General features: G+C 39.8%; 21 protein-coding genes, 1 pseudogene, 1 riboswitch and 1 other annotated feature. Of the genes and pseudogenes, 13 read left to right on the forward strand and 9 right to left on the reverse strand.

The genetic code is table 11. The annotated features are described in order from the left end of the window. The first annotated feature begins 153 nt into the window (after positions 1-153). Complete coding sequence (locus H0Z31_13350) at positions 154-594, forward strand: GGDEF domain-containing protein (protein ID MBO8178427.1); 441 nt, start codon at positions 154-156, stop codon at positions 592-594. Positions 595-666: 72 nt separating this feature from the next. Here H0Z31_13350 and H0Z31_13355 read toward each other — a convergent pair whose 3' ends face one another. Together H0Z31_13355 and ade are read right to left on the reverse strand one after the other, a co-directional pair. After that, positions 667-1089: a thiol-disulfide oxidoreductase DCC family protein gene (locus H0Z31_13355; protein ID MBO8178428.1), complete on the reverse strand. Its 423-nt coding sequence runs from the start codon at positions 1087-1089 to the stop codon at positions 667-669. Positions 1090-1177: 88 nt separating this feature from the next. Continuing rightward, positions 1178-2914: an adenine deaminase gene (gene ade / locus H0Z31_13360; protein MBO8178429.1), complete on the reverse strand. Its 1737-nt coding sequence runs from the start codon at positions 2912-2914 to the stop codon at positions 1178-1180. 83 nt (positions 2915-2997) lie between these two features. Then, a riboswitch (purine riboswitch) is annotated at positions 2998-3099 on the reverse strand. A gap of 50 nt (positions 3100-3149) precedes the next feature. Here ade and H0Z31_13365 point away from each other — a divergent pair. Beyond that, entirely contained in the window at positions 3150-3404 is a 255-nt protein-coding gene (locus H0Z31_13365) for a hypothetical protein (protein MBO8178430.1), read from the forward strand. Positions 3405-3482: 78 nt separating this feature from the next. On the opposite strand, the gene shc is transcribed toward H0Z31_13365, so the two are convergent. Continuing rightward, entirely contained in the window at positions 3483-5345 is a 1863-nt protein-coding gene (shc, locus tag H0Z31_13370; GenBank protein MBO8178431.1) for a squalene--hopene cyclase, read from the reverse strand. Between the two features lie 473 nt (positions 5346-5818). Between shc and H0Z31_13375 the strand changes: the two genes are divergently transcribed. The 4 genes from H0Z31_13375 to H0Z31_13390 all read left to right on the forward strand — a co-directional run bounded on the left by H0Z31_13375 (position 5819) and on the right by H0Z31_13390 (position 8681). After that, positions 5819-6493: a haloacid dehalogenase type II gene (locus H0Z31_13375; protein MBO8178432.1), complete on the forward strand. Its 675-nt coding sequence runs from the start codon at positions 5819-5821 to the stop codon at positions 6491-6493. 11 nt (positions 6494-6504) lie between these two features. Beyond that, positions 6505-7023 (forward strand): hypothetical protein, encoded by a 519-nt coding sequence (locus H0Z31_13380; protein MBO8178433.1) that lies wholly within the window; start codon positions 6505-6507, stop codon positions 7021-7023. A 181-nt stretch (positions 7024-7204) separates the two neighbouring features. Beyond that, positions 7205-7660, forward strand: coding sequence for a transporter (locus tag H0Z31_13385; protein ID MBO8178434.1), 456 nt, complete (start codon positions 7205-7207; stop codon positions 7658-7660). Positions 7661-8408: 748 nt separating this feature from the next. Beyond that, positions 8409-8681, forward strand: a complete 273-nt coding sequence (locus tag H0Z31_13390) for a hypothetical protein (protein MBO8178435.1) — start codon at positions 8409-8411, stop codon at positions 8679-8681. A gap of 561 nt (positions 8682-9242) precedes the next feature. On the opposite strand, the gene H0Z31_13395 is transcribed toward H0Z31_13390, so the two are convergent. From H0Z31_13395 to mgtE, 6 genes and pseudogenes are all read right to left on the reverse strand, one after another. Further along, positions 9243-9824, reverse strand: coding sequence for a DedA family protein (locus H0Z31_13395; protein ID MBO8178436.1), 582 nt, complete (start codon positions 9822-9824; stop codon positions 9243-9245). A gap of 108 nt (positions 9825-9932) precedes the next feature. Then, positions 9933-11615: pseudogene (locus H0Z31_13400) on the reverse strand (arginine--tRNA ligase). A 48-nt stretch (positions 11616-11663) separates the two neighbouring features. Then, positions 11664-11880: a binding site (T-box leader), on the reverse strand. A gap of 49 nt (positions 11881-11929) precedes the next feature. Continuing rightward, positions 11930-13111, reverse strand: coding sequence for a rod shape-determining protein RodA (locus H0Z31_13405; GenBank protein ID MBO8178437.1), 1182 nt, complete (start codon positions 13109-13111; stop codon positions 11930-11932). A 111-nt stretch (positions 13112-13222) separates the two neighbouring features. After that, positions 13223-14557 (reverse strand): HlyC/CorC family transporter, encoded by a 1335-nt coding sequence (locus H0Z31_13410; protein ID MBO8178438.1) that lies wholly within the window; start codon positions 14555-14557, stop codon positions 13223-13225. 276 nt (positions 14558-14833) lie between these two features. Then, on the reverse strand, positions 14834-16123 hold the full coding sequence (locus H0Z31_13415) for an HlyC/CorC family transporter (protein ID MBO8178439.1): 1290 nt from the start codon (positions 16121-16123) through the stop codon (positions 14834-14836). A 149-nt stretch (positions 16124-16272) separates the two neighbouring features. Continuing rightward, on the reverse strand, positions 16273-17631 hold the full coding sequence (gene mgtE, locus H0Z31_13420) for a magnesium transporter (protein MBO8178440.1): 1359 nt from the start codon (positions 17629-17631) through the stop codon (positions 16273-16275). 803 nt (positions 17632-18434) lie between these two features. On the opposite strand from mgtE, the gene H0Z31_13425 reads away from it, so the two are divergent. From H0Z31_13425 to H0Z31_13455, 7 genes are all read left to right on the forward strand, one after another. Next, positions 18435-19199: a hypothetical protein gene (locus tag H0Z31_13425; GenBank protein MBO8178441.1), complete on the forward strand. Its 765-nt coding sequence runs from the start codon at positions 18435-18437 to the stop codon at positions 19197-19199. Positions 19200-19211: 12 nt separating this feature from the next. After that, entirely contained in the window at positions 19212-20084 is an 873-nt protein-coding gene (locus H0Z31_13430) for a fructosamine kinase family protein (GenBank protein MBO8178442.1), read from the forward strand. A 188-nt stretch (positions 20085-20272) separates the two neighbouring features. Further along, a complete protein-coding gene (locus H0Z31_13435) occupies positions 20273-20623 on the forward strand; it encodes a transposase (GenBank protein ID MBO8178443.1) in 351 nt (116 codons plus the stop codon). After that, a complete protein-coding gene (locus H0Z31_13440) occupies positions 20587-21030 on the forward strand; it encodes an NUDIX domain-containing protein (GenBank protein ID MBO8178444.1) in 444 nt (147 codons plus the stop codon). Before H0Z31_13435 ends, H0Z31_13440 begins: the two co-directional genes overlap by 37 nt. 329 nt (positions 21031-21359) lie before the next feature. After that, positions 21360-22829: a SulP family inorganic anion transporter gene (locus H0Z31_13445; GenBank protein ID MBO8178445.1), complete on the forward strand. Its 1470-nt coding sequence runs from the start codon at positions 21360-21362 to the stop codon at positions 22827-22829. A gap of 14 nt (positions 22830-22843) precedes the next feature. Further along, positions 22844-23251, forward strand: a complete 408-nt coding sequence (locus tag H0Z31_13450) for a universal stress protein (protein ID MBO8178446.1) — start codon at positions 22844-22846, stop codon at positions 23249-23251. Positions 23252-23285: 34 nt separating this feature from the next. Further along, positions 23286-23435 (forward strand): hypothetical protein, encoded by a 150-nt coding sequence (locus H0Z31_13455; GenBank protein ID MBO8178447.1) that lies wholly within the window; start codon positions 23286-23288, stop codon positions 23433-23435. The last annotated feature ends 226 nt before the right edge of the window (positions 23436-23661 follow it).

A 23661-nucleotide genomic window follows, 5' to 3' on the forward strand; every position in this document is an offset into this window, starting at 1 on the left:
TAAAAGAATGACGGGGTTGCGTGTCTTTTTTTTTGACCAAAATTGTATGAAAACCCCAACATTTATTATAGAGCCATTATTCGAAACATCACAAAAAATATCGAACTACAACAAGAACTGGAGTACAAAAGCACTCATGATAGTTTAACGGGATTGTATAATCGACAATACTTCGATAAATTGATGGATACATATAATGAGAAGTTGGATCTTCCGATATCCTTAATAATTTGTGATTTAGATAACTTAAAACAAATGAATGATCAATTTGGCCATAAACGAGGAGACGATTTACTTTGCCAAGCAGCTCAATTACTCGGAAATTTTACTTCAGAACATACAACGTTGTTTCGAATTGGCGGAGACGAATTTGTATTCCTTGTAGCGATGCCAGACGAAAAAGAAGTCGAACATTTAGTCCAAAACATTGAACGTGAAATTGAGAAACATAATATGAATAATCCGCATTTACCAATTTACGTGTCCATAGGGTACGCCTATACAAACAGTTCGCGAGGTAAAATGGAACAACTGTATATCAAAGCAGATCACCATATGTATCAACAAAAATCGATGCGAAAATCACTTGTATAAAAATGAATACAATCAACGACAAGTTTTTCATTATTTCTCGGGAAATCGACATACCTTATCGGGAAATTTGTCTTATTCGTCCAACAGGCGCTCTTTCATCTCTGGTGTCATAAGCGAGCATTGGGGTGATGCCGAAAACCATTTGTGTCGGTTGTTTGCCACCCATCGATAAACAGCATCTCTTAATGGACGAGGAAAAAGAAATAACAAACCGCTTATTCTCCAACCCCCACCTAAATCAGTCAATAAACGAATCGCCCCGGACGAATGTGTGTAAGCATGCTCGTTTCGTATATATACGAACGTATCCATCTCATCGGTAGGAAGCCCATATGATTCTAAAAGTTGTACCCCCGTTGGTGATTGTAATGAAGCAAAATAAATGTCTTTTGTTCGATTGTGTCGAAAAACAAACTGTACAGTCCGATTACATAAGCCGCAATCTCCATCATACAGGACAATTTTTTTTACCAACAGGAACCTCTCCTTTTTCATTCATCATCGGGATTATTATAACATAGGTAGGAACATCCCTTTTAACAGAAACCCACCGTTCCTTTTGGATAAGAAACGGTGGGTTTGATTATTGAACAGCTACAGAAATATGTTGGAATGTCGTTACATCAAATAAGCCCATGTCGGTAATTTTTAATTCAGGAATCACAGGTAATGCTAAAAAGGACAGCGTTAATAATGGATTGAAATGAGTCGGTGCCCCAACAGCTTGAAGCGCTTGTTCCAATTGATAAAGCTCTTCAACGACTTGTTCTGCAGGATGTTTAGACATTAGTCCACCTATATGAAGTGGTAGCGTTCCGATGATTTTTCCGTTATCGGCGACCACGATGCCCCCTTGCATTCGTTCGATTTCTTGTATACACGTTAACATATCTTCATCGTTCGTTCCGACGGCAATTAAGTTATGGGAGTCGTGAGCAATCGTTGTGGCAATGGCCCCTCGTTGTAGCTTCATCCCTTTTACAATTCCAAGACCGATATTTCCTGTCCGGTGATGCCGTTCAATGACTGCTATTTTTAATTGATCTAGAGCAGTAGAAGGGACGAACAACCCATTTTTGACGGTGACGGATTCAATCCGCTTTTTCGTCATAATCGTATTCGGAATAATTTCCATGACATAAGCTTGATCGTTCACAGGAATTTGCAATTGTTCTTTTGTTATAGAAGGTAAATGAACAGATTGCGTAAGTTGCTCAGATAAAGTTCTGTCGTTCTGTTTCTCATGAAAACACGTTCCGTTTTGAGCGATGAGTTGTCCTTTGCGCCACACTTGGTAGATGGAAATGGTTTCTAAGTCATTAAGAAGTAAAAGGTCCGCTTCATAGCCTGGTGCAACGGCCCCTTTTGTATAAAGACCAAAGCATTCGGCGGCGTTTAACGTAGCCATTTGAATAGCTACTAAAGGATCGATTCCATGTTGGATGGCGAGTCTAATGCTATGGTCAATCGTCCCTTCTTCAATTAATTCGTCTAAATGTTTATCGTCAGTGCAAAATAGAAGACGGCGTGCCGTTTGTTCGTTGATGATAGAAATTAATGCAGGTAAATCTTTGGCTCCTGACCCTTGGCGAATCATAACGTAAAAACCCAAGCGTAACCGGTCTAATGCCTCCTCTGCAGTTACAGCCTCATGGTCATTTCGAATGCCTGCTGTGCGATATACATTCAGTGCTTCTATATTCAAACCTGCGGCATGTCCATCGATTTGATTCGTAACGTTTTGCGTCATCGTTAATTTGTCGAGCATCTGTTTCTCGCCTGTTAAAACCGCTGGATAATCCATGACTTCCGCTAATCCTAAAACGGAAGGGTGTGAGAAAAATGGGGCTAAATCGTCTGCTAATAGAGTGGCTCCTGCATGTTCAAACGACGTCGCCGGGACACAAGAAGGAAGCATAAACCGTAAATCAATCGGTGCTTCTTTGGCATCATCCAGCATAAATTGAATGCCTTCTTTTCCAGCCACATTTGCAATTTCGTGTGGGTCACAAATAGCCGTTGTGACGCCATGAGGTGCTAACATTCTAGCAAACTCTTGCGGTGTCACTAATGAAGATTCGATATGAATATGTCCATCAATAAAACCAGGGCAGATGTAGCGTCCTTCAGCATCGACCATCTTTTTCCCTTCGTAAGAACCAATGCCGACAATTTTTCCTTTATAAATGGCCACATCACCTGACATTATTTCACGAGTGAAAACATTCACAATCTTTCCGTTTTTAATCACGACGTCAGCTAATTTCCGTTTTGCACTAACATCGATCATTTCTTTAAGCAATTGTTGATTCATGAACATTCCTCCTCCTTATAAAAAAAGACCCTAGGACCTTCCTAGAGTTTGACAATAAGGAGTGGTATGCAAAAAAGGCACAATGTCCCTATATTACAAACCACCCCCGTAGTCAAACGATTTACGGTCGTTTGGTAGAGACTTTTGGGCCATATTCCCAAAATTATACGAGGGAAAAAGATATATTGTGTTTTAGTTTAATCAAAAGTACAAACTTTGACAAGAGAAAAATAAACGTAAAGTGCAAGCCAATTGGCCGAAAGTGCAAGCCAATTGGCCGAAAGTGCAAGCTCATCGGCGGAAAGTGCAAGCCCATCGGTGGAAAGTGCAAGCCCATCGGTGGAAAGTGCAAGCCCATCGGCGGAAAGTGCAAGCCCTCCGACTGAAACTGCAAGCCACCAGTCAAAACAGCAATCGAACCAGCCGAAACCGCCTACCACAGTCATTTCACAACATACCGTATAGCGAAAAACGTAACCTAAATACGAAATTATAAACCCTTATCCATTCAATCTGAATTCAGGCATACCACCTGTTCATCTATTTTCCCCATATGACGTCCGGGCAGAACATTTTAAGCATTCTTATTCCGATTTCGTTCGTAATGTGCCAACGTTAAGAGAGGCCATACGTAACGATAGCTATGATAATGAATATAAAAGCCTCCAGGGAGAGCAGCGCCTGTTGGATACTTCGTGCGCCAATCGTTAACGTGATTTAAATTGATTAATGCTTTTATCCCGTGTTGAATCGCACGGTCGTTTATATCGAGGCATGTTAATAAGGCATCAAGTGCCCAAGCGGTTTGAGATGGGGTGCTTACACCGAGAGGGCAGAACTGCTTTTTATGATCGCTTCGGCACGATTCGCCCCAGCCACCGTCTTCGTTTTGAATCGATAATAGCCACCGAACACCCCGTTGAATGGCAGTATGACTGCCGGGAACTCCAGCAGCCCGCAATCCTTTTAAAGCAGCCCACGTTCCGTAAATGTAACAAATACCCCAGCGCCCGTACCACGAGCCGTTCCGTTCTTGATGTTGCAGCAACCAACGCACAGCCGATTTCACCGAACGATGTTGAAGCGTCTTTTTCCGATATGTGCAAAGAAAACTAAGGACACGACCGGTTAAATCGGCCGTTGATGGATCTGAAAACCCATATTTGGCTCCATCATACGGAAGTAACGTTACCCATTCGGAGTCGGTATTTTTATTAAACGCACTAAATCCACCATCATCGTTTTGCATCGACTCTAACCAATGAGCACCTCGTAACCAGGCATCTCGATAATTCGCATCCGTTTGATATGGATACAACGCAGTTAAGGCAGCCACCGAATCATCGTTATCTGGATTGATGGTATTACTATCAGAAAATCCCCAACCACCAGGACGAACGTCTGGATTTCGATCCACCCAATCCCCATATTTTGTCTGTTGATGCAGTAAAAGATATCGGGCGGCACGTCGTAACGAATCGTGCCAAGGGGAGACACCGGCTTGTTGATAGGCTGTGCTCATTAAAGCTGTATCCCATACCGTTGAGGTCGAGTTTTGAACGTGGATTGTTTCGTCGGGGTTACATATAAATTCAATCAGTCCGTCAACAGCTTTTACAATCACCGGATTGTCTTTGGAATATCCAAGAGCAAGCAGGGCGTACACCATAAAAAACGTTGCACTGAAATAACTATACAGCGTTCCGTCGGGCTCAATACGTTGTAGCAAATATTGTTCCGCCGTTTTTAATGCTTTTTGGTGTAGTTCAGAAGGTAGGAGTAAAAGATGAGATACTGCTTGTTCGAAGAAATCTATTACTTCATCAAAGGACCGAAAAGTGGTAGAACCAAGAATGGGACGAATGTTAGGTGTTTCGTTTGTTGTTATCGAAAAATGTTGATTCGCGCAAACGAGAATGGGTGCTATATGAACACGGGCAGAACTGACTAAATCCTGAAATTGAAACGGAGACCAGTCTGGTAAAAGCAACACTTCTATCGGAACGGTCCACTCTTTGGACCAATCGTACTGTCCATTCATGGCAAGCATCACTTTTGTTAACGAGTGGGCTTGATTAATTCCTCCTTCTTTACGAATAAATTGCTCGGCTAAGCGAAGCTTCGGGTGAGAAGGAGATATCCCCGCATAGCGGAGCGCAAAATAAGCCTCAATTGTTGCGGACACATTTCCTTCTCCTTCATCGTCATACCACTTCCAAGTTCCATCTTCCGTTTGTTTTTTCCATAACCGGTCTACGAGCTGCTCAATCAGTCCATCATACGGGTATTCTAGCATCCGTAATAATATTATCGTATACGCGTCTGTTAAAATACCATTTTCAAAGCAGAAGCGAAACGAACCGTCGTCTGCCTGATAAGGTAATGTTTGTTGGATAATTCTCTGTATTTCTTCCGTACTCAAATTGAAGCCCTCCATCCTTTGAGGTAGTATCTGTTAACACCATATTCCAAAGGAAGGGGCATTATATCCAACTCTGGTACTTCCATAGAAGAAATTCGTTATTGAGAAAAGGGCATAAACTAAAAAGACCGTCATTGCTATTATTTGGAGCTATCGAGGAATGAAAAGGCAATTGAACATAGTTCGCTGGAAAAAAATGATATAATGAATAAAAGAATACTTCCAACAAAAGGAATTGAAACAAAATAGGGTTGTAATGGATACGATGCACATGTTTTTTATGGCGATACTGAGTAGTTTTATCGGTGAACACGTAATCAATCGTGTTATAGCCGCCATAAATCGTATGTACAAATTAATCTTTAACTTCAAAGGAAGCTGTTAACTACCATATACCAATACCTCTTCTTTGTTTACCCCAACAAAATTTTTATGAACCTCAATTGCGTTATTTATATGCATTAATCTGATTTATATTGGTAGAAAGGATGAAATTGATGAAAGTAGATGCGCTTGTTTTTGATCTGTACGGAACGCTTTTTGATGTATTTTCGGTAACGGAAACGTGTCGGTCTTTGTTTGGGGAGAAAGGTCCAAAAGTGAGTGAACGTTGGAGACAGAAGCAGCTTGAATATGCTTTTTTACGACAGGTAATGAAAAACTATGTGCCATTTGATGTCATTACAAAACAAGCGTTACGCTATGCGTGTCGGTTCGAGCAGGTGGAGTTAACACCAGAAGCAGAAAAGGAGCTCCTCAATCAATACGAACGATTAACACCGTTTCCAGAAGTCAAGGAAACGTTAACCGCCCTTTCCAACAAAACTCGGGCCATTTTTTCAAATGGACCTGCATCGATGCTAACTCCATTATTAGCTCATGCTGGGTTTGAAGTATATTTTGATGAAGTTATTAGCGTAGATGAAATTAAGCAGTACAAACCGTCACCAATGGTGTATCAGCATGTTGTCCATCGGTTAGGGGTTGGAAGAGAACACATCTTGTTTATGTCCGCAAATGCGTGGGATATTGCCGGAGCGAAAAACTTCGGCTTTCAAACGGTGTGGGTAAATCGCGCAGGACTGCCTTTTGATGAACTTGATGTGGAACCAGATTACGTGGTTGATGACCTTTCTAGCTTACCGACATTGTTAAGAAAGTGAGAGAAAGATCAATGTTACGAAGATTTCAATTGTTCTTTGTGGGAAGTATGCTTTTTTTTGTCGCAAGTTGTTCCGAACAGGATGTATCTTCTTTACAACTGAAGCCTTATACGTTTGAAGAGAATGAATTTCGAATTTTAAGTGTAACCCACTTAAATGCAACCGGCTATATCTTACAAGGAAACCTTCATTCCAATGTCGGAATTTTATACGAAATTGAAGAATATATCGACGGTGAACTCGTTGATACGATGAAATTTATGGACTATGGAGCAGAAGATAATTTGAAGTTCCTTCTGCTTTTTGGAGATCGAGACCTAGACAACGAGGATGCTCTTGAAATTTCTGTTGGGGGGATAGGTAGATCTTCTTCATATAAAGTCGAACTCATTCCGAATTATCTTGAAATGGGACGGGTAACTAGTACTCTAATTGGTGAAACTATCATTCTTGAAAGAGAGGTTCCCGTGTATCAAGTCCATTGTACTAACCGAAATGGGAAAGAGCTACGAGTTTGGGTTTACCAATGATAACATTGTCGAATTAATAAAGAAGAATAAATTCCCACAGGCGTTTCTTTATAAACTCACGTTAATGGATAAAGAAATACTACATGAAAGATTTTAAGTAGATGCAGACAATGAACATGGGATTTCGCACATATCTTTTTCCTTTGAATAAGGTAAAGGGAAGGAAAAAAGAAGAGAGGGAATGCCCATGTATCATCGTCAGTTTAATCCATTAGATTATTTTCTTGGTCAATTGGGACAGCCAAGTTATCCACCATATGATCAAACAGGATACGGTGGTTATCCGACGACTCCACCATCTGGAGCGGGGCAACAACCAGGATTTGGCCCACCACCTAGTTTAGTTCCTTTTCCTGGAGGGGGACAACAGCAAGGATTTGGAGGCCCACCAAGTTCACCACCGCCGTCGTTTACCCCTCAAGTGCAAGAAGGACCAAGTTTACAAGCCGTTGACCCAGGTGCCTTTTACGGATGTTTAAACAAATACACCTATGTCACCTTAACTAATTTAAGGTCGTTTTGGTTTTACCCAACGTATATCGGCCGAACCTCAGTGGCCGGTTGGAGATGGTATGGATCTTACTGGGGTTACTACGGAATGGATACGAGACGAATTCGGTCGTTTCAATGTTTTTAAAAATGTATTAACGGGACGAATAGAGGCTTCCGGTTGGTTGAGTAAGGAAGCTTCTATTTGTGCTAGTTCAGGTTAACTTTTTACGTTAGTGAATATTTTTATGAAACTTTTGACGTTCGTTTTCGTATACATAGATACATCCTTGTAGAGGGGAATGTAGGAGAGTGGTAGTAATTGGATTCGTATCAGCAAAAATTAATGCAGTTAGTTCAGAAGTTCTCCCAGGTAGGCGTTAAAATTTCCAAGACAAAATCAAGATTAGATGTCATTAAAAGTATCAAAACATGGACCACCTTACCATCATCCCTAAAGCACGATTTTTATAGTAAGGGACACTAGGTGCCAATCACCTAGTGTTTTTTCTTTTTACTTATGGCAGCGAATACACCTAAAAAAAAGGCAATACATATTGCTATCCATGAAGCAGTATTCAAAGTATTCAGCTCTTATTATCGATTAAAATCGATAAGTTTATCGTAATCGAGGCATTTTTGTAAAAAAATCACCAAACGTTTCATAAAAAAATAGAGAACTAGGGTAGTTGGTCTGTTCAACAAGGAGATATTTGCACCGAATCGACCACTTTTTTCACCTAAATTCCCCCCATGTGTGTAAAAAAAACACAAAAATAAATATCTAATTTAGCACTCACTAGGAACAGAATGATGAATCCGATTTCAATTCGTTTCATAAAATGGGAGCATCAAAGATATACATAAAATAGGGAGGGGATGCAATGAATCAGGCGATGTTTGATATGGAGACATTAAAAGATATTCGTCGAACAGCAGATGAAATTTCGTATACGTGTATGAATCGTCACTATTACACAGAAGTGGAAAATTTGAAAAAAGCCCTTGATCATGTATGTCGTGTGCTAGGTACGTTTGCCGACATTGAAATGCATCGGTTAAAAGGGCATTATGTGGCGTATGATCCTCAAGCGTATATAAAAGGGCGGTTACAGCTAGCCTATGACGCTATCAAGGTAGCACCTACAGATGACCAGTTTCCGGCTTAATGTGTGTAAACGTTATTCCTTGTCGAATAACGTTTTTTGTATGCACATTCGTACGGGACGAAGAGAAAGCTATTAACGAAACTTATTCGGATTTTCTATTCTAATCGAAACAACTTCTCCACAATTAAGGCAAAAAGTAAAAATTTTGTTCGAATACGTAGATATGGTTAATTTTTTATCTAACGGTTTGATTGGTATGAAGTCGGTACCCTCGGCAAATTCTGTACCATTACACTTAGGGCAATTCTCATTCATCAACGCCATCTCCCCTTTCTTTTTACTAATATTATTTACGTTGGTAACCAAAAGTTAGATTCAACAATTTTTCTTTATAGAAAGGCTCTGTTAAACGATACTGTTGATATGTATACATTTCGCTTGTGGCGGACGCTTTCCGCGGGCAAGCCGCAAGCCGCTTCCCTCGCTACGCTCAAGTATGGGTCTTGCTTGGCTTGCTGTTTTCGCTGAGAGTCGCCGCCTTTCGCTTCATGTAAATAACATGCTAAAAATCAACAACATATACATAGCCTATAAAAAAAGAGGGCGTAATCGAAACGCCCTCTATACGATTGACTTTTTTCGCTGAAGCCATTTGTAAATAAGGAAGACGGCAATAATCACCACTCCACCGACAACCGTGAGAAGCGTAAAGTTTTCCTCGATAAATGGCTTTGCTTTCGCACCAAGCGTTAAGATAATGATTGCTTCTAGGAAAAATCGTATGCCGCGTCCTATGACCGACCAGAAAACTAATGTACGAATTTTAATGTTCGAAATCCCTGAAAAAATCGTAAATACTTTATAAGGAATCGGGGTGAGTCCCGCAATTAAAATAGCCATCGAACCGTACTTTTGAAAATAGTCTTCTACTTTCACAATCCGCTCTTCGGAAATGATATACCGTAATACTGGTCGCCCTAGTTTTTTACCAATATACCAACCTAAGAGTGCCCCAAGGACAGAGGCAACCGTCGTGATAAACGCAAACCATAATGCTTTTTCCGGCTGGGCTAAGCTAATCGGAATGAGCAACACATCCGGAGGAATTGGAAAGAACGATGAATCCGCAAAAGAAACGAAAAATAGTCCGATGACACCAAACTCTAATAACCATTGTTCAATGTGATGAATCAACTCTGACATATGTTAAAAAATCTCCTTTTACTCTCGTTTTTGTTCATGAGAAGTATATCATCTTTTAATCAAAGCGTCACCTACAGTTCATATCGGAAAAAAGAGATGTAAAGGGCTTTACATCTCATTTGGTGCTTGAATGCGTAACAATCGAAGGCCTTCTGCTAAAACAATGGTGACGGCCTTCACAAGTGCCAGACGGGAAGGAAGCTCCTCATCGTTTGCAAGAATGCGAACTTTCCCATAATATTTGTTGAATGCCTGTGCCAGCTGGATCACGTATTTCGCGATTAAATGTGGAGCCAGTTGTTTGTACGCTTCTTCAATTACAACTGGGAAGGACTGAAGAAGTTTTACTATTTCCCAACTATCCTCATCAGATAATCCAGTATATTCATAGGAGGCCAACGAATGTTTCCGTAAAAGGGAATGGGCACGCGCATGTGTATATTGGACATACGGACCTGTTTCTCCTTCAAAATGAAGCATATCTTCTAATGAAAATTCGATGGAGTTCATTCGATCGCTTTTTAAATCGTGAAAGACGATCGCGCCAACTCCTACCGCTTTGGCCACTTTTTCTTTGTTCGGTAAATGCGGGTTTTTCCTTTCGATGTTTTCTTTCGCTAATTGGATGGCTTCGTGTAACACCTCTTCTAATAATATGACTCGTCCTTTTCGAGTAGACATCTTTTTCCCATCTTTTAAATACAAGCCGAACGGGACGTGAACCATGTTTTTCGCCCAGTCGAATCCGAGCTTTTTTAACACCGCAAAAATTTGTTAAAAATGTATGGATTGTTCATGACCGACGACATAAATGGCTTGGTCGAACTTATATTCACGTTGACGATAGAGTGCGGCAGCCAAGTCTCGGGTGGCATATAACGTAGCTCCATCTGACTTTTTAATTAAGCACGGTGGCAGCTGTTCATCCGCTAAATCAACGACCTCGGCTCCGTCCGATAACACAAGCAATTGATGCTGTTTTAGTAATTCGATGACTTCTTCCATTTTATCGTTATAAAAAGCTTCTCCGTGATACGAATCGAAGGAGACGTTTAACAGCTCATAGATTTGCTTAAATGCTTGTAACGACTCATCTCGAAACCATTTCCATAATAGTAGTGCCTCCTCATCTCCATCCTCTAATGCTTTAAACGTTTTTCGTGCTACATCTTCTAGGCTCTTATCTTTAGCTGCTTCATCGTGAAAACGTACATACAATTGAAACAGGGAGGCAATTGGCTTTTCCTTTACTTCCGCTTCATTTCCCCACAGGCGATACGCGGTAATGAGCTTTCCAAATTGTGTCCCCCAATCCCCAAGGTGATTAATTTTTACCGTACGGAATCCACATTTTTCAGCAAGGAGGGCAATGGATTGACCGATAACAGTTGAGCGTAGATGTCCCATGGAAAATGGTTTTGCAATATTAGGTGAAGACATATCAATGACGACGGTTTTGTTTTGGCCAAACGTATGCGAACCGTATCTATGTTGCTCTTGTAAAATCGTGTTCACGACTGAATTTCCAACCGACTTATCGAAAAAGACATTCACGTACGGACCGACGGCTTCTACTTTTTTAAAGAGAGGAGAGGTGAGCTTGCTAGCAATCATTTTGGCAATGTCGGCCGGTGATTGACGGAACTCTTTTGCTAACTGAAAACATGGAAAGGCGACATCGCCATGCGACAACTGCTTCGGTGTTTCAATCAACGATTCAATTTTATCTTTTGTCCAATGATCAGGTAAAACTTCGGCTAATTGTTCAGCGAATAAGACGTGTAAGTTCATAAACAAACGCTCCCTTTCTTTTCGTAAATAAAAAAGCTCGCCTCTTCAGAAAGAGACGAGCATACTCTCGCGGTGCCACTCTTTTTGCCATCTTGAGAAAAGATGACCACTTGACAAGTGATAACGGGTTGTACCGTCTGACCCTACTACTGGTTCGGACCAGCATCTCCGAAGTGCGCTTCATGAATAGGTTCATACTAGGCTTCCACCATCCCTAGCTCGCTCTTAATCCCCTATTCACTACTCTCTTCTTCACCGATGTTTCCCTATTGTTTCCATTTATTATACTCATTTGGTTGAAAAAAACAAGTGAATTATATACTTAACACCCGATTTTCTTCTGAAGCGAATAAGTACGAATGATGGTAATAGCGGATACTAAAAATAATGCCCATAGCTAGCATATTCCCCATCAATGAACTTCCGCCGTAACTAATAAAAGGGAGAGGGATTCCCGTAATTGGGAGTACTTGTATCGTCATGCCGATATTTTGAAAGACATGGAACGTTGTCATGCAAATAATACCGGCACAGACGTACGAATTAAAAGGATCGTTCGTATCAAGGGCGATCCTTGTCATATGATAAATGAGGAAAAAGTATAAACAAATGACGAGGCTTCCACCGATAAAACCATATTCTTCACCGATGACACTAAAAATAAAGTCGGTATGGTTTTCGGGAACATATACTTCGCGTTCTTTAAATCCTTTTCCAACAATCTCTCCGGAACCAATAGCTGTTAATGAGCGAACTAAATTAAACCCTTCTAATTGTTGATAATCGTATGGATTAAGCCAAGAATAAATCCGCGCGATTTGATAAGAATCAAGATACTTCTCCAATAAATGAGGAGCATAAAGAGCAATGAAAATGACACATCCAACGAAAAGAGAGGCCGTCATAAACAAAGGAAGTAGGATTTTCCATGTAATACCCGATACGAGCAGTAGCCCACTGGTAATCGCAACAATAACCATACTCGTTCCTAAATCCGGCTGCATCATAATAAATCCAAGCGGAATAAGTACGGTCACCCCAATTTTTACAAGTAAGATCATATCGGTTTGCCATGTTTTCTCCGGATAACGTTCATGGTGCTTCATAATTAATCGACTAACCGCTAAAATTAGAAACGTCTTCATAAACTCTGAAGGTTGAATCGATCCAATATGTTCGAACGTAAACCAACTTTTCGCCCCGTTTCGTGTTTCAGCGATACTGTCTGGAGCTACGTGGAGCAAGGCTAGGGACAACACACCGAAAATATAGAGAATCCATGAAAGACGTTTATATTGATCAGGATCGAAGAGCATGGCACTACAGATAATTCCAAAACCTACTACATACCAAACGACTTGGCGTAAAACGAAATTCGTATGATAAGGACTAGTAATTTGGGCGCTCGCAATGGCTAAACAACTAATGATGAAAAATAATAGCAGGATAAACGCCAACGTCCAGTCAAAACGGCTTGCTGATTGTTTTTGTTCCATAACCATAACCTCTTAATGGTAATATATTTCCTTTTTACTGTATCAAATTAAGTCTCAACTAACAATCATTTCCAATAAAAAAGAAGGAACGACGGATGTCATTCCTTCGAGCTATGAGTAGATTTCCGTTTTGGCAAGAGATAAGGGCGTTTGGGGCTCTTGCGTCATACTCTTTTTCTTTACTTCAATATATTTAATATGGTGCTCTTCCATTTTGATAATTTTGAAATCGTATTGATCGATTTCGATAATGTCTCCTTCTTTCGCATCGTAATTTCGGGTTAACACCCATCCGCCAATTGTATCTACATCTTCGTCTTCGATATGAATGTTTAACAATTCATTCACTTCGTTTACAAGCACTTTGGAGTCTAATATATAGTGACCTTCCTTTACTTTACGGATATGGGGTACTTCATCCATATCAAATTCGTCCCGAATCTCACCGACGATTTCTTCAATGATATCTTCAACGGTGACGAGTCCCGAGGTACCACCGTATTCGTCCATTAAGATGGCCATATGAATACGTTCCTTTTGCATTTTCAACAAGAGGTCATGGATGGGAATCGTATCAATGACCCGAATAATAGGGCGGATGTAATCTTCAATCGTCTTTGTCGAACGGTCTTTTACATTCAAAATATCGGTTAAAACTTCTTTCACGTTGACAAGGCCAATGACATGGTCTTTGTCTCCATCGATAATCGGATAGCGTGTAAATTTTTCTTCTGTAACGACTTGTAAGAAGGTTTCAAACGTATCGTCTTTCGATAAAGAAATAATTTCGGTACGTGGTACCATAATTTCTTTAGCGATACGATCATCGAATTCAAAAATTTTGTTCACGTATTTATATTCAGACTGATTGATTTCTCCGCTTTTGTAGCTTTCAGACAAAATAATTCGTAATTCTTCTTCTGAATGCGCTAATTCGTGTTCAGATGCTGGCTTCAAGCCAAACACTTTTGTCACGAGTCGAGCCGCACTGTTTAACGACCAAATAATGGGATACATGATTCGGTAAAACCAAATGAGTGGTCGTGCGACCAATAAACTAATGGATTCCGCTTTTTGAATCGCCATTGTTTTTGGCGCTAGTTCACCAACAACGACGTGAAGAAACGTAATGGTTGAAAAGGCGATGGCAAATGAAATGACATGAGCAAGAGAACTAGCAATCCCCCAACGTAAAAATAACGGCTCTAATAAATTAGCCACTGCTGGTTCACCAATCCAACCTAGTCCAAGCGCGGTAATGGTGATGCCGAGTTGACAAGCAGATAAATATTCGTCCAAATTGGTAATAACCTTCTTCGCAGCCACCGCATTTTTGTGACCTTCTTCGATTAGTTGATCAATACGAGAACTTCTCACTTTCACAATTGCAAACTCAGAAGCTACAAAAAAAGCAGTGAAAGCAATTAAAATGGCTACTAGCACCAAGTTATATATGTCGTCCAACCAATTTCCTTACCCGTTCGATAACGAGTAAGGAGTCACCTCCTAAATATACAAAGTTTTGATGATGAATGAAGAATAGGGGCATGTTCCCAACATATTATTCCTTCATTTAATCACCTCAAATTTCTTGATATTACTCATATTATAAGAAATGGAAAAACACATCGTCAATGAATGTTTATTTTACATAGAGAGGTCCTTTTTGCATTATATGATTAATCTTGTATATTTATGAGGGCATACTTACAATCTTTTCCCCTATTGCCGTATGGCTTCGACATACACAACATGATGTCCTTTCATTTCTTTTGCTTTAAAGGTATACGAGTCCACATCAATTGAATCTCCTTCTCTAAGATCGTATTTTTTCGTTAACAACCAACCGCCAATCGTATCCACTTCTTCGTCCGATAACTCTGTTCCTAACAAGTTATTCACTTCTTGAATTAAAACTTTGGCGTCAAAAATAAAATGATGTTCCTCGATTTGTTGAATCAGCGGTGGTTCGTCAGTATCAAATTCATCTCGGATTTCACCAACAATTTCTTCTAAAATATCTTCGACCGTGACTAATCCGGCAGTCCCACCGTATTCATCGAGAAGGATGGCCATATGCGAGCGTTCTTTTTGCATTTTTAATAACAAGTCATGGATGGGAATCGTTTCAATAACCCGAATAATAGGCTTGATATACGAATCCGACAGCGTGTGTTCCGAGCATCGCTTTAGGACATAGTCGGTTAACACTTCTTTAATATTAATAATACCGATGATATTGTCTTTATCTCCTTCAGTTATTGGATAGCGGGTGTAATTTTCTTTTTTGACGATTTTCATCATTTCACTTAACGAAATATTTTTTTCAAAGCTAACGATTTCGGTTCGGGGGACCATAATTTCTTTTGCCAAGCGGTTATCAAATTCAAATATTTTATTGACGTATTTATATTCGGATTGATTGATTTCTCCCTTTTGAAAGCTTTCCGACAATAATATACGGAGCTCTTCTTCTGAATGAGCAATCTCATGTTCTGAGGCAGGGGAGTAACCAAACAATTTTGTAATAAACCGTGCGGATCCATTGAGAGCCCAAATGAACGGATACATGATTTTGTGGAACCATATGAGCGGTTTAGCGACTAGTAAGGTAATTGGCTCCGCTTTTTGAATCGCTACTGTTTTAGGGGCCAACTCTCCTAATACCACGTGTAAAAACGTGATGATGGTAAATGCGAATGCAAATGAAATCGCGTGGGTTAACGAAGTAGGTAGTCCCAACGATTCAAAAAGAGGATGTAATAACGATTGAACGGTCGGTTCACCGAGCCAACCAAGACCGAGAGCCGTAATCGTGATTCCAAGTTGGCAAGCTGACAAATACCCATCCAAATTATTCAATACAATCTGAGCCGATTTCGCATGTGGGTGTTCTTCTTCCAAGAGTTGATAAATGCGAGAGGGGCGAACTTTAACAATGGCAAACTCCGAAACGACAAAAAAAGCAGTTAAGGCGATGAACAAGGTGACTAAAAAGAGTTGAAGAATCATGAAGGAAGAAGCTGACGCCAATTAAAGACGTCAGCCACACACCTCCTTTTCTGTAGTACTTGGCATTTTCGTATGATGATTAATGAAACCAGTAGTTTCTTTTACTTTAACCAGAAGCGACCAAGTCCATTCAAAAGAGGTGAGGAGAATTATAATAGGGCGTGTAAAAACCAGGAAGCAATCGTAAAGTACGTAATGAGTGAAAAAATATCATTAATTGTTGTAATTAATGGACCAGAAGCAACAGCTGGATCAATGTTAAAACGGTATAAAATTAACGGAATTATGGTTCCTGCTAACGTACCGATAATTAATGTAAGTAATAGCGAGCTACCTACGACAAAGCCTAATATGAGACTTCCTTGCCAAACATACGCAATGATAGAAATCAACATTCCGCAAGTTAGTCCAATAATTAAACCAACACCAAATTCACGCCAAATGAGCTTCATAATCGTTTTTGAATCAATGTCTTTAGAAGCTAGACCGCGCACGACGACAGCGAGAGATTGTGTTCCCGTATTCCCGGTCATCCCCGCAATCATGGGCATGAAAAAGGCAAGGGCAACGACTCTTTGGAGCGTATCTTCAAAAGAGGAAATAATGCTTCCCGATACGAGTCCGATAAACAATAGTAAAATGAGCCAAGGAAGTCGCCGATAAGCAGCTACAAAAGCTTTTGTATCAAAATCAATCGCTTTACCAGATGCGGACAATTTCTCGATATCTTCGTTTGCTTCTTGAATAACGACGTCGATAATGTCGTCAAACGTTACGATCCCCATTAAAACGCCTTCTTCATTTACAACGGGAATAGCAAGGAAGTCATATCGTTCAATGAGTCGAGCCACTTCTTCTTGGTCGGTATTTACGTCGACCGATATGACCCGCTCGTACATAATATTTTGGATTTTATCATTCATATCGGCCAATAGTAAGTCCCGATAAGAAACAACACCTACAAGTTTTCTGTTTTCATCCACGACGTATAAATAGTTAATCGTTTCTGCAAATTCAGCAAACGATTTTAATTTGTCAACCGCTTCGCGTACTGTGTAGTAGTTTCGAATCCAAACGAAACGGTTCGTCATTAAACGACCAGCCGTTTCCGGGTGATACGTCATCATATTTTGGACGATAGACGACTCTTCTTTTTTCATCCCGGATAAGAAGGATTCAATTTTTTCCGGAGACAAATCGTCAAGTAAAGAAGCTAAGTCGTCGTTGTCCATGTCGTCTAATACTTTCCCCGACTTTTCAGCACCTAATCGGTTCAGAACGTCTAATTGTAATTCACGATCCAGTTCTTGAATCATATCGGCAAGGACAGGAATGCTTAACTGCAACAAGAAACGGGTACGGTGCTTTTCTGGAAGATTGGAGTATACAGTTGCCATATCATATGGCTGCAATTCATCAAGTAAATGTTGCAGCTCTTTTCTTTTACCCTCTTTTAAATATTTGATAACAAATAAGGTAATTTGATCGTGTGTGAATTGTTTTACCATTTGCATTCCCTCCTCCCATTGTTTTATAAATGGTGGTAAAACGGACAAAACCACTTTCATTATTATAAAGGGAAATATAGCATAATGAAATAAATTCCGGTCAGGTTTGTTTATCCAATGGAAAAAATATTTGAGTCTTTATCAAGTTTTCCTATTTGGTCGGTCAGAAAAAGATGGCTTTAATTTTAGAGGACAGATAAAAAAGAGGACTATAGGTAAAATCCCCTTAGTCCTTTTCCTAATTAAAAAAGAAGTATATACTTTGAACACTAAGTGAAACAAGTAAAAAGCTTAAGAGAACAAAAAGTGCAAATGTAATATATTTCCATATATTTTTGTTTGATGAGGATAGATAAGTAAACAATCTCCATAGAATAAAACTAAATACAAATAAAAAAGCCAAAAAAGCCTGTATTTCAAATAAATATTCCAACATAACCATCCACTCCTTTTTAAACAGAGTATGCAAGTAAGCCAAAAGTGGATACGTTCACAGTACAATTATTTTTATTTTACTTATAATTGAGTAAAGGTCTTTTTTTTATGGGAGAATCGTGTACCGATAAAGTTTAATTAAGGTGTTTTTTATATTCAGAAGAAAATAAACAGTGGATGTTTGATAAATAGAATGGTTTTTCGGACACATGAGGCGTAAAATGGGATGGAATTTCGTTTTTTTTTGAACACATTTTTGAAAATTCCGGCCACATTCTTTCGGACGATAGGACTTCGCTCCGAAAATTTCTTTATATCCGATATAATAAAAATTAGATAGGCAGGCTACTTACAGAGAGGGATTGGGTATGAAACAGTTAGATACGAATGTAATTTATCTTCATGTGAACTATTCAGAACAATTTGTGTTATCGAATGGGATTTCTTTTGGTGAATTTGTTGCTTCCTTACCGAAGGACATTCATCAGGTACTATTATTAAAGCATCAGTTTGAAGACACGGAAGTACATATGCATACGTTATTGGACTATGTGAAAAAAGATCCTTTTTATCAGTTAGCACAAGAGGATGTTGCGAGTTATGGGGATTTTTGTTGGGTTGATTTCGAAGAGATAGAAGGAGCTGATGTGTTAGACGGACAAGAAATTGCCGAGCTGTTGTATTTAGGGCATATGAAGAAACATCTGCGACTTCCGTTTTTTCAAAAATTGAATAATCGTTACGTTTATCTGTCCCATGACGATGGGTATTGGACAAAAGTGTATTACCGATACTTTGAAGATTTTTATCACATACTTGGAGCAGTAATTGGTCGGCGCCTTTCGGGAACAAAGCTAGAACGGAGCTTTCTCCGTTTGAAAAAGAAACACTACCCACCGATTCCAAAAGAATTTCTTTATCCATTTATGGATTATTTGAAAGAAGGAATGGTCATTTCGTTTGATCACGTTCAGTTTTCACGGACAAAAATTGAGCTTCCTGTTTGGATTGCTGGCGATTTTCTGAACATGGACGAAATGTTAGAGCATTTTCAAAAAATAGCGAAACGTGAAGTCGATGGAAAAATTGTGTTTGACCGAAAAACAAGAGAGTGGCGCTCATACATCAACTAAGGAGTGAATAGGATGCAGCTGAAGTCACTCGTTGAAGATGCAGTCAAGCGTGTACTCGGAACCAGCATTGTAACAAATGTCCAAGAAGTAACTGGCGGAGATATTAACCGTGCGTTTCGGGTCGATACGAATGAGGGGCGACTATTTGTCAAAGGAAATCGAGTGTCTCCGACCTTTTTTCAACTGGAGGCACAAGGGTTAAACGAAATTCGCCAAACGAACACCATTGCTGTCCCAAACGTGATTGAGGTGACTGCCACTCCGGATGAATCGTGGTCGTTTCTATTATTAGAATGGATAGAAGGAAAAAAGTCGGCGCGAACAGAGGAATGGTTGGGACACCGGTTAGCCCAGATGCATCGCCAGCCGATGCCGTATCACGGTTATCACACCGACACGTATATCGGTAGTTTACTTCAGAAAAACGGTACGTACGAAAATTGGGTCGAGTATTATCGAGATGTCCGGTTAGCATCCCAAGTTCAGCAAGCGAAACAACGTGGTCGACTCCCCCTAGAGCGGGAAAAACGAATTCAACAACTACTGGAGCGAATCGAAGCGTGGCTACCTTCCGATGTACAGCCATCTTTATTACATGGAGATTTATGGGGTGGAAACTGGATGGTAGGTCCGAACGGAGAACCGTATGTAATTGACCCATCTGTTTTTTATGGTGATGCTGAGTTTGAACTTGCGTTTACAGAACTGTTTGGCGGTTTTTCTCCAACGTTTTATGCTGCTTATCAAGAAGTGAAGCCGCTATCTCCTTCATACGAAGAAGTCAAACCGTTATATCAGCTATACTATTTGCTCGTCCATTTAAATTTGTTTGGCGAAACATACGGTCCGTCTGTGGATCGGATAGTGAAGAAATATATAGGCTAACCCCTAATTTTATAACCAATATTTACAAATATTTTAATATTTTGGGCTCTATACTAAATGTGGTGGTCATGCTTATCATCTCAAGGGCTCAGATAATTCACAAAAAATGATTAAAAAATAACACCTTCTTCTCTCTCTTTGATAATCTAAAGTTGCCACACAATAGACACCAAAGGGAGAGAAGATAGGTGCTTACTCATTCTATCATAAACTTATTAGGGATTAAAGATAAGCATGTAGAGATTTTTGATTCAGGGGAAGAAGAAGGCGTATTTTGGTTTGAACTACATACATGTGTGAAAATGCAGAAATGTCCGAAGTGTAAAAGCCGTACAAAACGCATACATAGCTATCGAATGCGAAAAATACAGAGTTCATCAATGGCGGGAAAAAGAGTGTACTTACATGTGAAGAAGCGAAGATATCGTTGTACAACATGTGGTCATACTTTTTATGAAAAGCTTTCGTTTGTAGATCGATATCAACGTCACACGGTGGGCAAATGGGGTATCCGATTCGCGTACGAGCGTGTAGCTTAATTATTGAAAATGAACAAGTTTTACTAGTCAAGTTTCAGTCAGAAGAAGGGATTCATTATAACTTACCGGCTGGTGGTGTAGAAAAAGGAGAAAGTGTCATTGAAGCCGTCCGGCGAGAAGCAAAAGAAGAAGCAGGGATAGACGTCGAAGTAGGGGAACTGGCATTTGTGTTTGAATATGCCCCACATTTATTAAATGAACTGGTAACAAACATTCACGGCCTGCATTTAATTTTTGAATGTCATTTAAAAGAAGGGTCCATCCCCCACATGCCAGCACATCCGGATTCCGATCAAATCGGTGTGGAATGGGTCCCGTTGCATCGGTTAAATGACATCGTCTTATATCCCGCGATACAAAAACATATTGTTACGTTTGCTCACACGAAACGAACGATCCGTTTTTAGAAGAACGTCTGCTCATATCCACCTAATATTTTCGTTCCTTGAAAGGACAGCTTCGAACTCGATAAGTCCTGGTCTTTTATTAGCCAGGGCTTGTTTTTTTGCTCAAAAAATTTTTTTCATTGGTTTATAAGTTTGTATTTTTTTGAAAAATTGAATTTTATGTTTGTGACAAATTTGTTAAATAGGGGTGAATAGGGACGAAAAACGTAGAAAAGGCGAGAGAAAGGAGGAAGTTACCGTTTTCACTCCTTTTTCAATTGCATGTAACGGTATGATATGATGGTACATGTTTAATTTGACGATAGATTTATAAGAAAGAAGGTGAAAAGATGACTTATGGATGGAAGCAAGAATGGTTTGGTAACGTGAAAGGAGATATTTTATCTGGTATTGTTGTTGCGTTAGCTCTAATTCCGGAAGCGATTGCCTTTTCCATTATTGCCGGTGTTGATCCTATGGTCGGTTTGTATGCCTCCTTCTGTATTGCTGTAGTGATTGCATTTGTTGGTGGACGTCCGGGAATGGTTTCAGCAGCAACAGGAGCGATGGCCCTCTTAATGGTTAACTTAGTAGATGAACACGGATTGCAATATTTATTTGCTGCAACCATTTTAACGGGAATCATCCAAATTATTTTTGGTTATTTAAAATTGGCTCGGTTTATGAAATTTATTCCTCGTTCGGTGATGATTGGCTTTGTGAATGCGCTCGCGATTTTAATTTTTATGGCTCAGCTTGAACATTTTGTTGGGCAAGGCTGGGTGATGTATGCGTTAACGGCGGGGGCTTTAGCAATTATTTATTTATTCCCGCGCATCACAAAAGCTGTCCCATCTCCATTAGTCGCGATTATTATCATTACGGCAATTGCTGTAGTTACAAAAGTAGATGTGAAAACCATTGGCGACATGGGGGGAATTTCAAAAACGCTACCGATGTTTCTTATTCCTGATGTTCCTCTCAATTGGGAAACGTTAACGATAATTTTCCCTTATTCATTAGCCCTAGCGATTGTCGGTTTACTAGAATCGTTATTAACGGCTTCGATTGTCGATGATTTAACTGATACGGATAGTAATAAAAATCAAGAGTGCAAAGGACAGGGTTTAGCAAATATTGCGGCTGGATTTTTTGGCGGGATGGCTGGTTGTGCGATGATTGGGCAATCGGTCATTAACATTAAATCCGGTGGGCGTGGACGCCTTTCTACATTTGTTGCAGGTACGTTTTTATTATTTTTAATTATTGTTCTTGGGGACTTGGTCGTTCAAATTCCAATGGCGGCATTGGTTGGGGTTATGATTATGGTGTCCATCGGTACGTTTGATTGGAATTCATTAAAAATGATGCGTCAAGTGCCTGTAACGGACTCAATTGTAATGGTTGTAACAGTAGTTACGGTCGTCTTTACGCATGACTTATCAAAAGGGGTCTTTGCGGGTGTTATATTAAGCGCCCTTTTCTTTGCCGCGAAAATGTCAAAGGTGAAGGTAACGGCTCATTTGGATGAAGCATTAGATCGGAAAACATATACAGTATATGGACAATTGTTCTTTGCTTCGGTGACGGATTTACTTGAGCAAATTGAGTGGAAAGAGACCGCTAAACAAGTGGAAATCGATTTTTCACATGCCCACGTTTGGGACGATTCGGCAGTTGCAGCGATTGATAAAATTGTATTAAAATTACAAGAAAACGGCACAACCGTCCAATTGAAAGGACTCAATCAACCTAGCTTACGACTTGTTGAACGGTTAGCCGTGCATAAACAAGATCAGGTGAAGCTGTCTAGTCACTAAAACGGGGGATGACGATGAAATCGGTTTTATTAGCTGTTGGCGGTACGACGCACTCCATGAAAGCTGCCGAGACAGCCGTTTCTTTAGGAAACGATCACTTTTATCATATTGTTCATGTTGTTAGTCCATCGGAATCCAAACACGATGCTTGGTTAGGGTGGGATAAAGAAAAGCTACAATTAGAACGGAAACAAAAATTAAAACCAATAACCGATTTATTTGATGAAAAAGGTCTTCGATACGTCGTACATTTTTTAAAAGGAGAACCTGCAGAAAAAATTATTGAATTTGCAAATGCTCATCCGATTGATTTAATCGTGGTTGGTAGTCGAGGATTAAACAAATTCCAAGAATTTGTCCTCGGAAGTGTTAGCCAAGAAGTACTCCACCTTTCAAAAGTGCCTGTGTTAATCGTGAAGTAAAAAAACCGCTCTGCTATCAGAGCGGTTTTTTCTTTTGTTATGTTATATTTCATTGTTGATTTTTAGAAAGTTATTCACACGACGGCGACTCCAGCGGGAACAAGAAGCCACAAGACCCTTACTTGAGCGTAGCGAGGGAAGCGGATTGCGGCTTGCCCGCGGAAAGCGTCCGCCACAAGCGTAATGTATAAATATCAACAGTATCGTTTAACGATTTTCAAAAGAAAACACCAGCATTTCCACAAAAAATTCCCTCTTTGAATGTCTACTTCCACAAAAAATTCTCCCTTTGTGAAGTATAAACAAGTTCTCTCAATTTGACTTAAAAAACAACGCGATACTTTACAAATATGACGACGAAATTTTTATAAATATACAATTGATTTTATTTTTATACCTGGATATAATGA

It is taken from the genome of Bacillus sp. (in: firmicutes) (genome assembly GCA_017656295.1).
In the GTDB taxonomy this organism is placed as follows: domain Bacteria; phylum Bacillota; class Bacilli; order Bacillales; family JACDOC01; genus JACDOC01.

Excerpts from the sequence above, each read along its gene's own strand:
- H0Z31_13355 (MBO8178428.1), bottom strand. The coding sequence starts at position 1,089 with ATGAAAAAGGAGAGGTTCCTGTTGGTAAAAAAAATTGTCCTGTATGAT.
- ade (MBO8178429.1), bottom strand. The coding sequence starts at position 2,914 with ATGTTCATGAATCAACAATTGCTTAAAGAAATGATCGATGTTAGTGCA.
- shc (MBO8178431.1), bottom strand. The coding sequence starts at position 5,345 with ATGGAGGGCTTCAATTTGAGTACGGAAGAAATACAGAGAATTATCCAA.
- H0Z31_13375 (MBO8178432.1), top strand. The coding sequence starts at position 5,819 with ATGAAATTGATGAAAGTAGATGCGCTTGTTTTTGATCTGTACGGAACG.
- H0Z31_13380 (MBO8178433.1), top strand. The coding sequence starts at position 6,505 with ATGTTACGAAGATTTCAATTGTTCTTTGTGGGAAGTATGCTTTTTTTT.
- H0Z31_13385 (MBO8178434.1), top strand. The coding sequence starts at position 7,205 with ATGCCCATGTATCATCGTCAGTTTAATCCATTAGATTATTTTCTTGGT.
- H0Z31_13390 (MBO8178435.1), top strand. The coding sequence starts at position 8,409 with ATGTTTGATATGGAGACATTAAAAGATATTCGTCGAACAGCAGATGAA.
- H0Z31_13395 (MBO8178436.1), bottom strand. The coding sequence starts at position 9,824 with ATGTCAGAGTTGATTCATCACATTGAACAATGGTTATTAGAGTTTGGT.
- H0Z31_13405 (MBO8178437.1), bottom strand. The coding sequence starts at position 13,111 with ATGGAACAAAAACAATCAGCAAGCCGTTTTGACTGGACGTTGGCGTTT.
- H0Z31_13415 (MBO8178439.1), bottom strand. The coding sequence starts at position 16,123 with ATGATTCTTCAACTCTTTTTAGTCACCTTGTTCATCGCCTTAACTGCT.
- mgtE (MBO8178440.1), bottom strand. The coding sequence starts at position 17,631 with ATGGTAAAACAATTCACACACGATCAAATTACCTTATTTGTTATCAAA.
- H0Z31_13425 (MBO8178441.1), top strand. The coding sequence starts at position 18,435 with ATGAAACAGTTAGATACGAATGTAATTTATCTTCATGTGAACTATTCA.
- H0Z31_13430 (MBO8178442.1), top strand. The coding sequence starts at position 19,212 with ATGCAGCTGAAGTCACTCGTTGAAGATGCAGTCAAGCGTGTACTCGGA.
- H0Z31_13440 (MBO8178444.1), top strand. The coding sequence starts at position 20,587 with ATGGGGTATCCGATTCGCGTACGAGCGTGTAGCTTAATTATTGAAAAT.
- H0Z31_13445 (MBO8178445.1), top strand. The coding sequence starts at position 21,360 with ATGACTTATGGATGGAAGCAAGAATGGTTTGGTAACGTGAAAGGAGAT.
- H0Z31_13450 (MBO8178446.1), top strand. The coding sequence starts at position 22,844 with ATGAAATCGGTTTTATTAGCTGTTGGCGGTACGACGCACTCCATGAAA.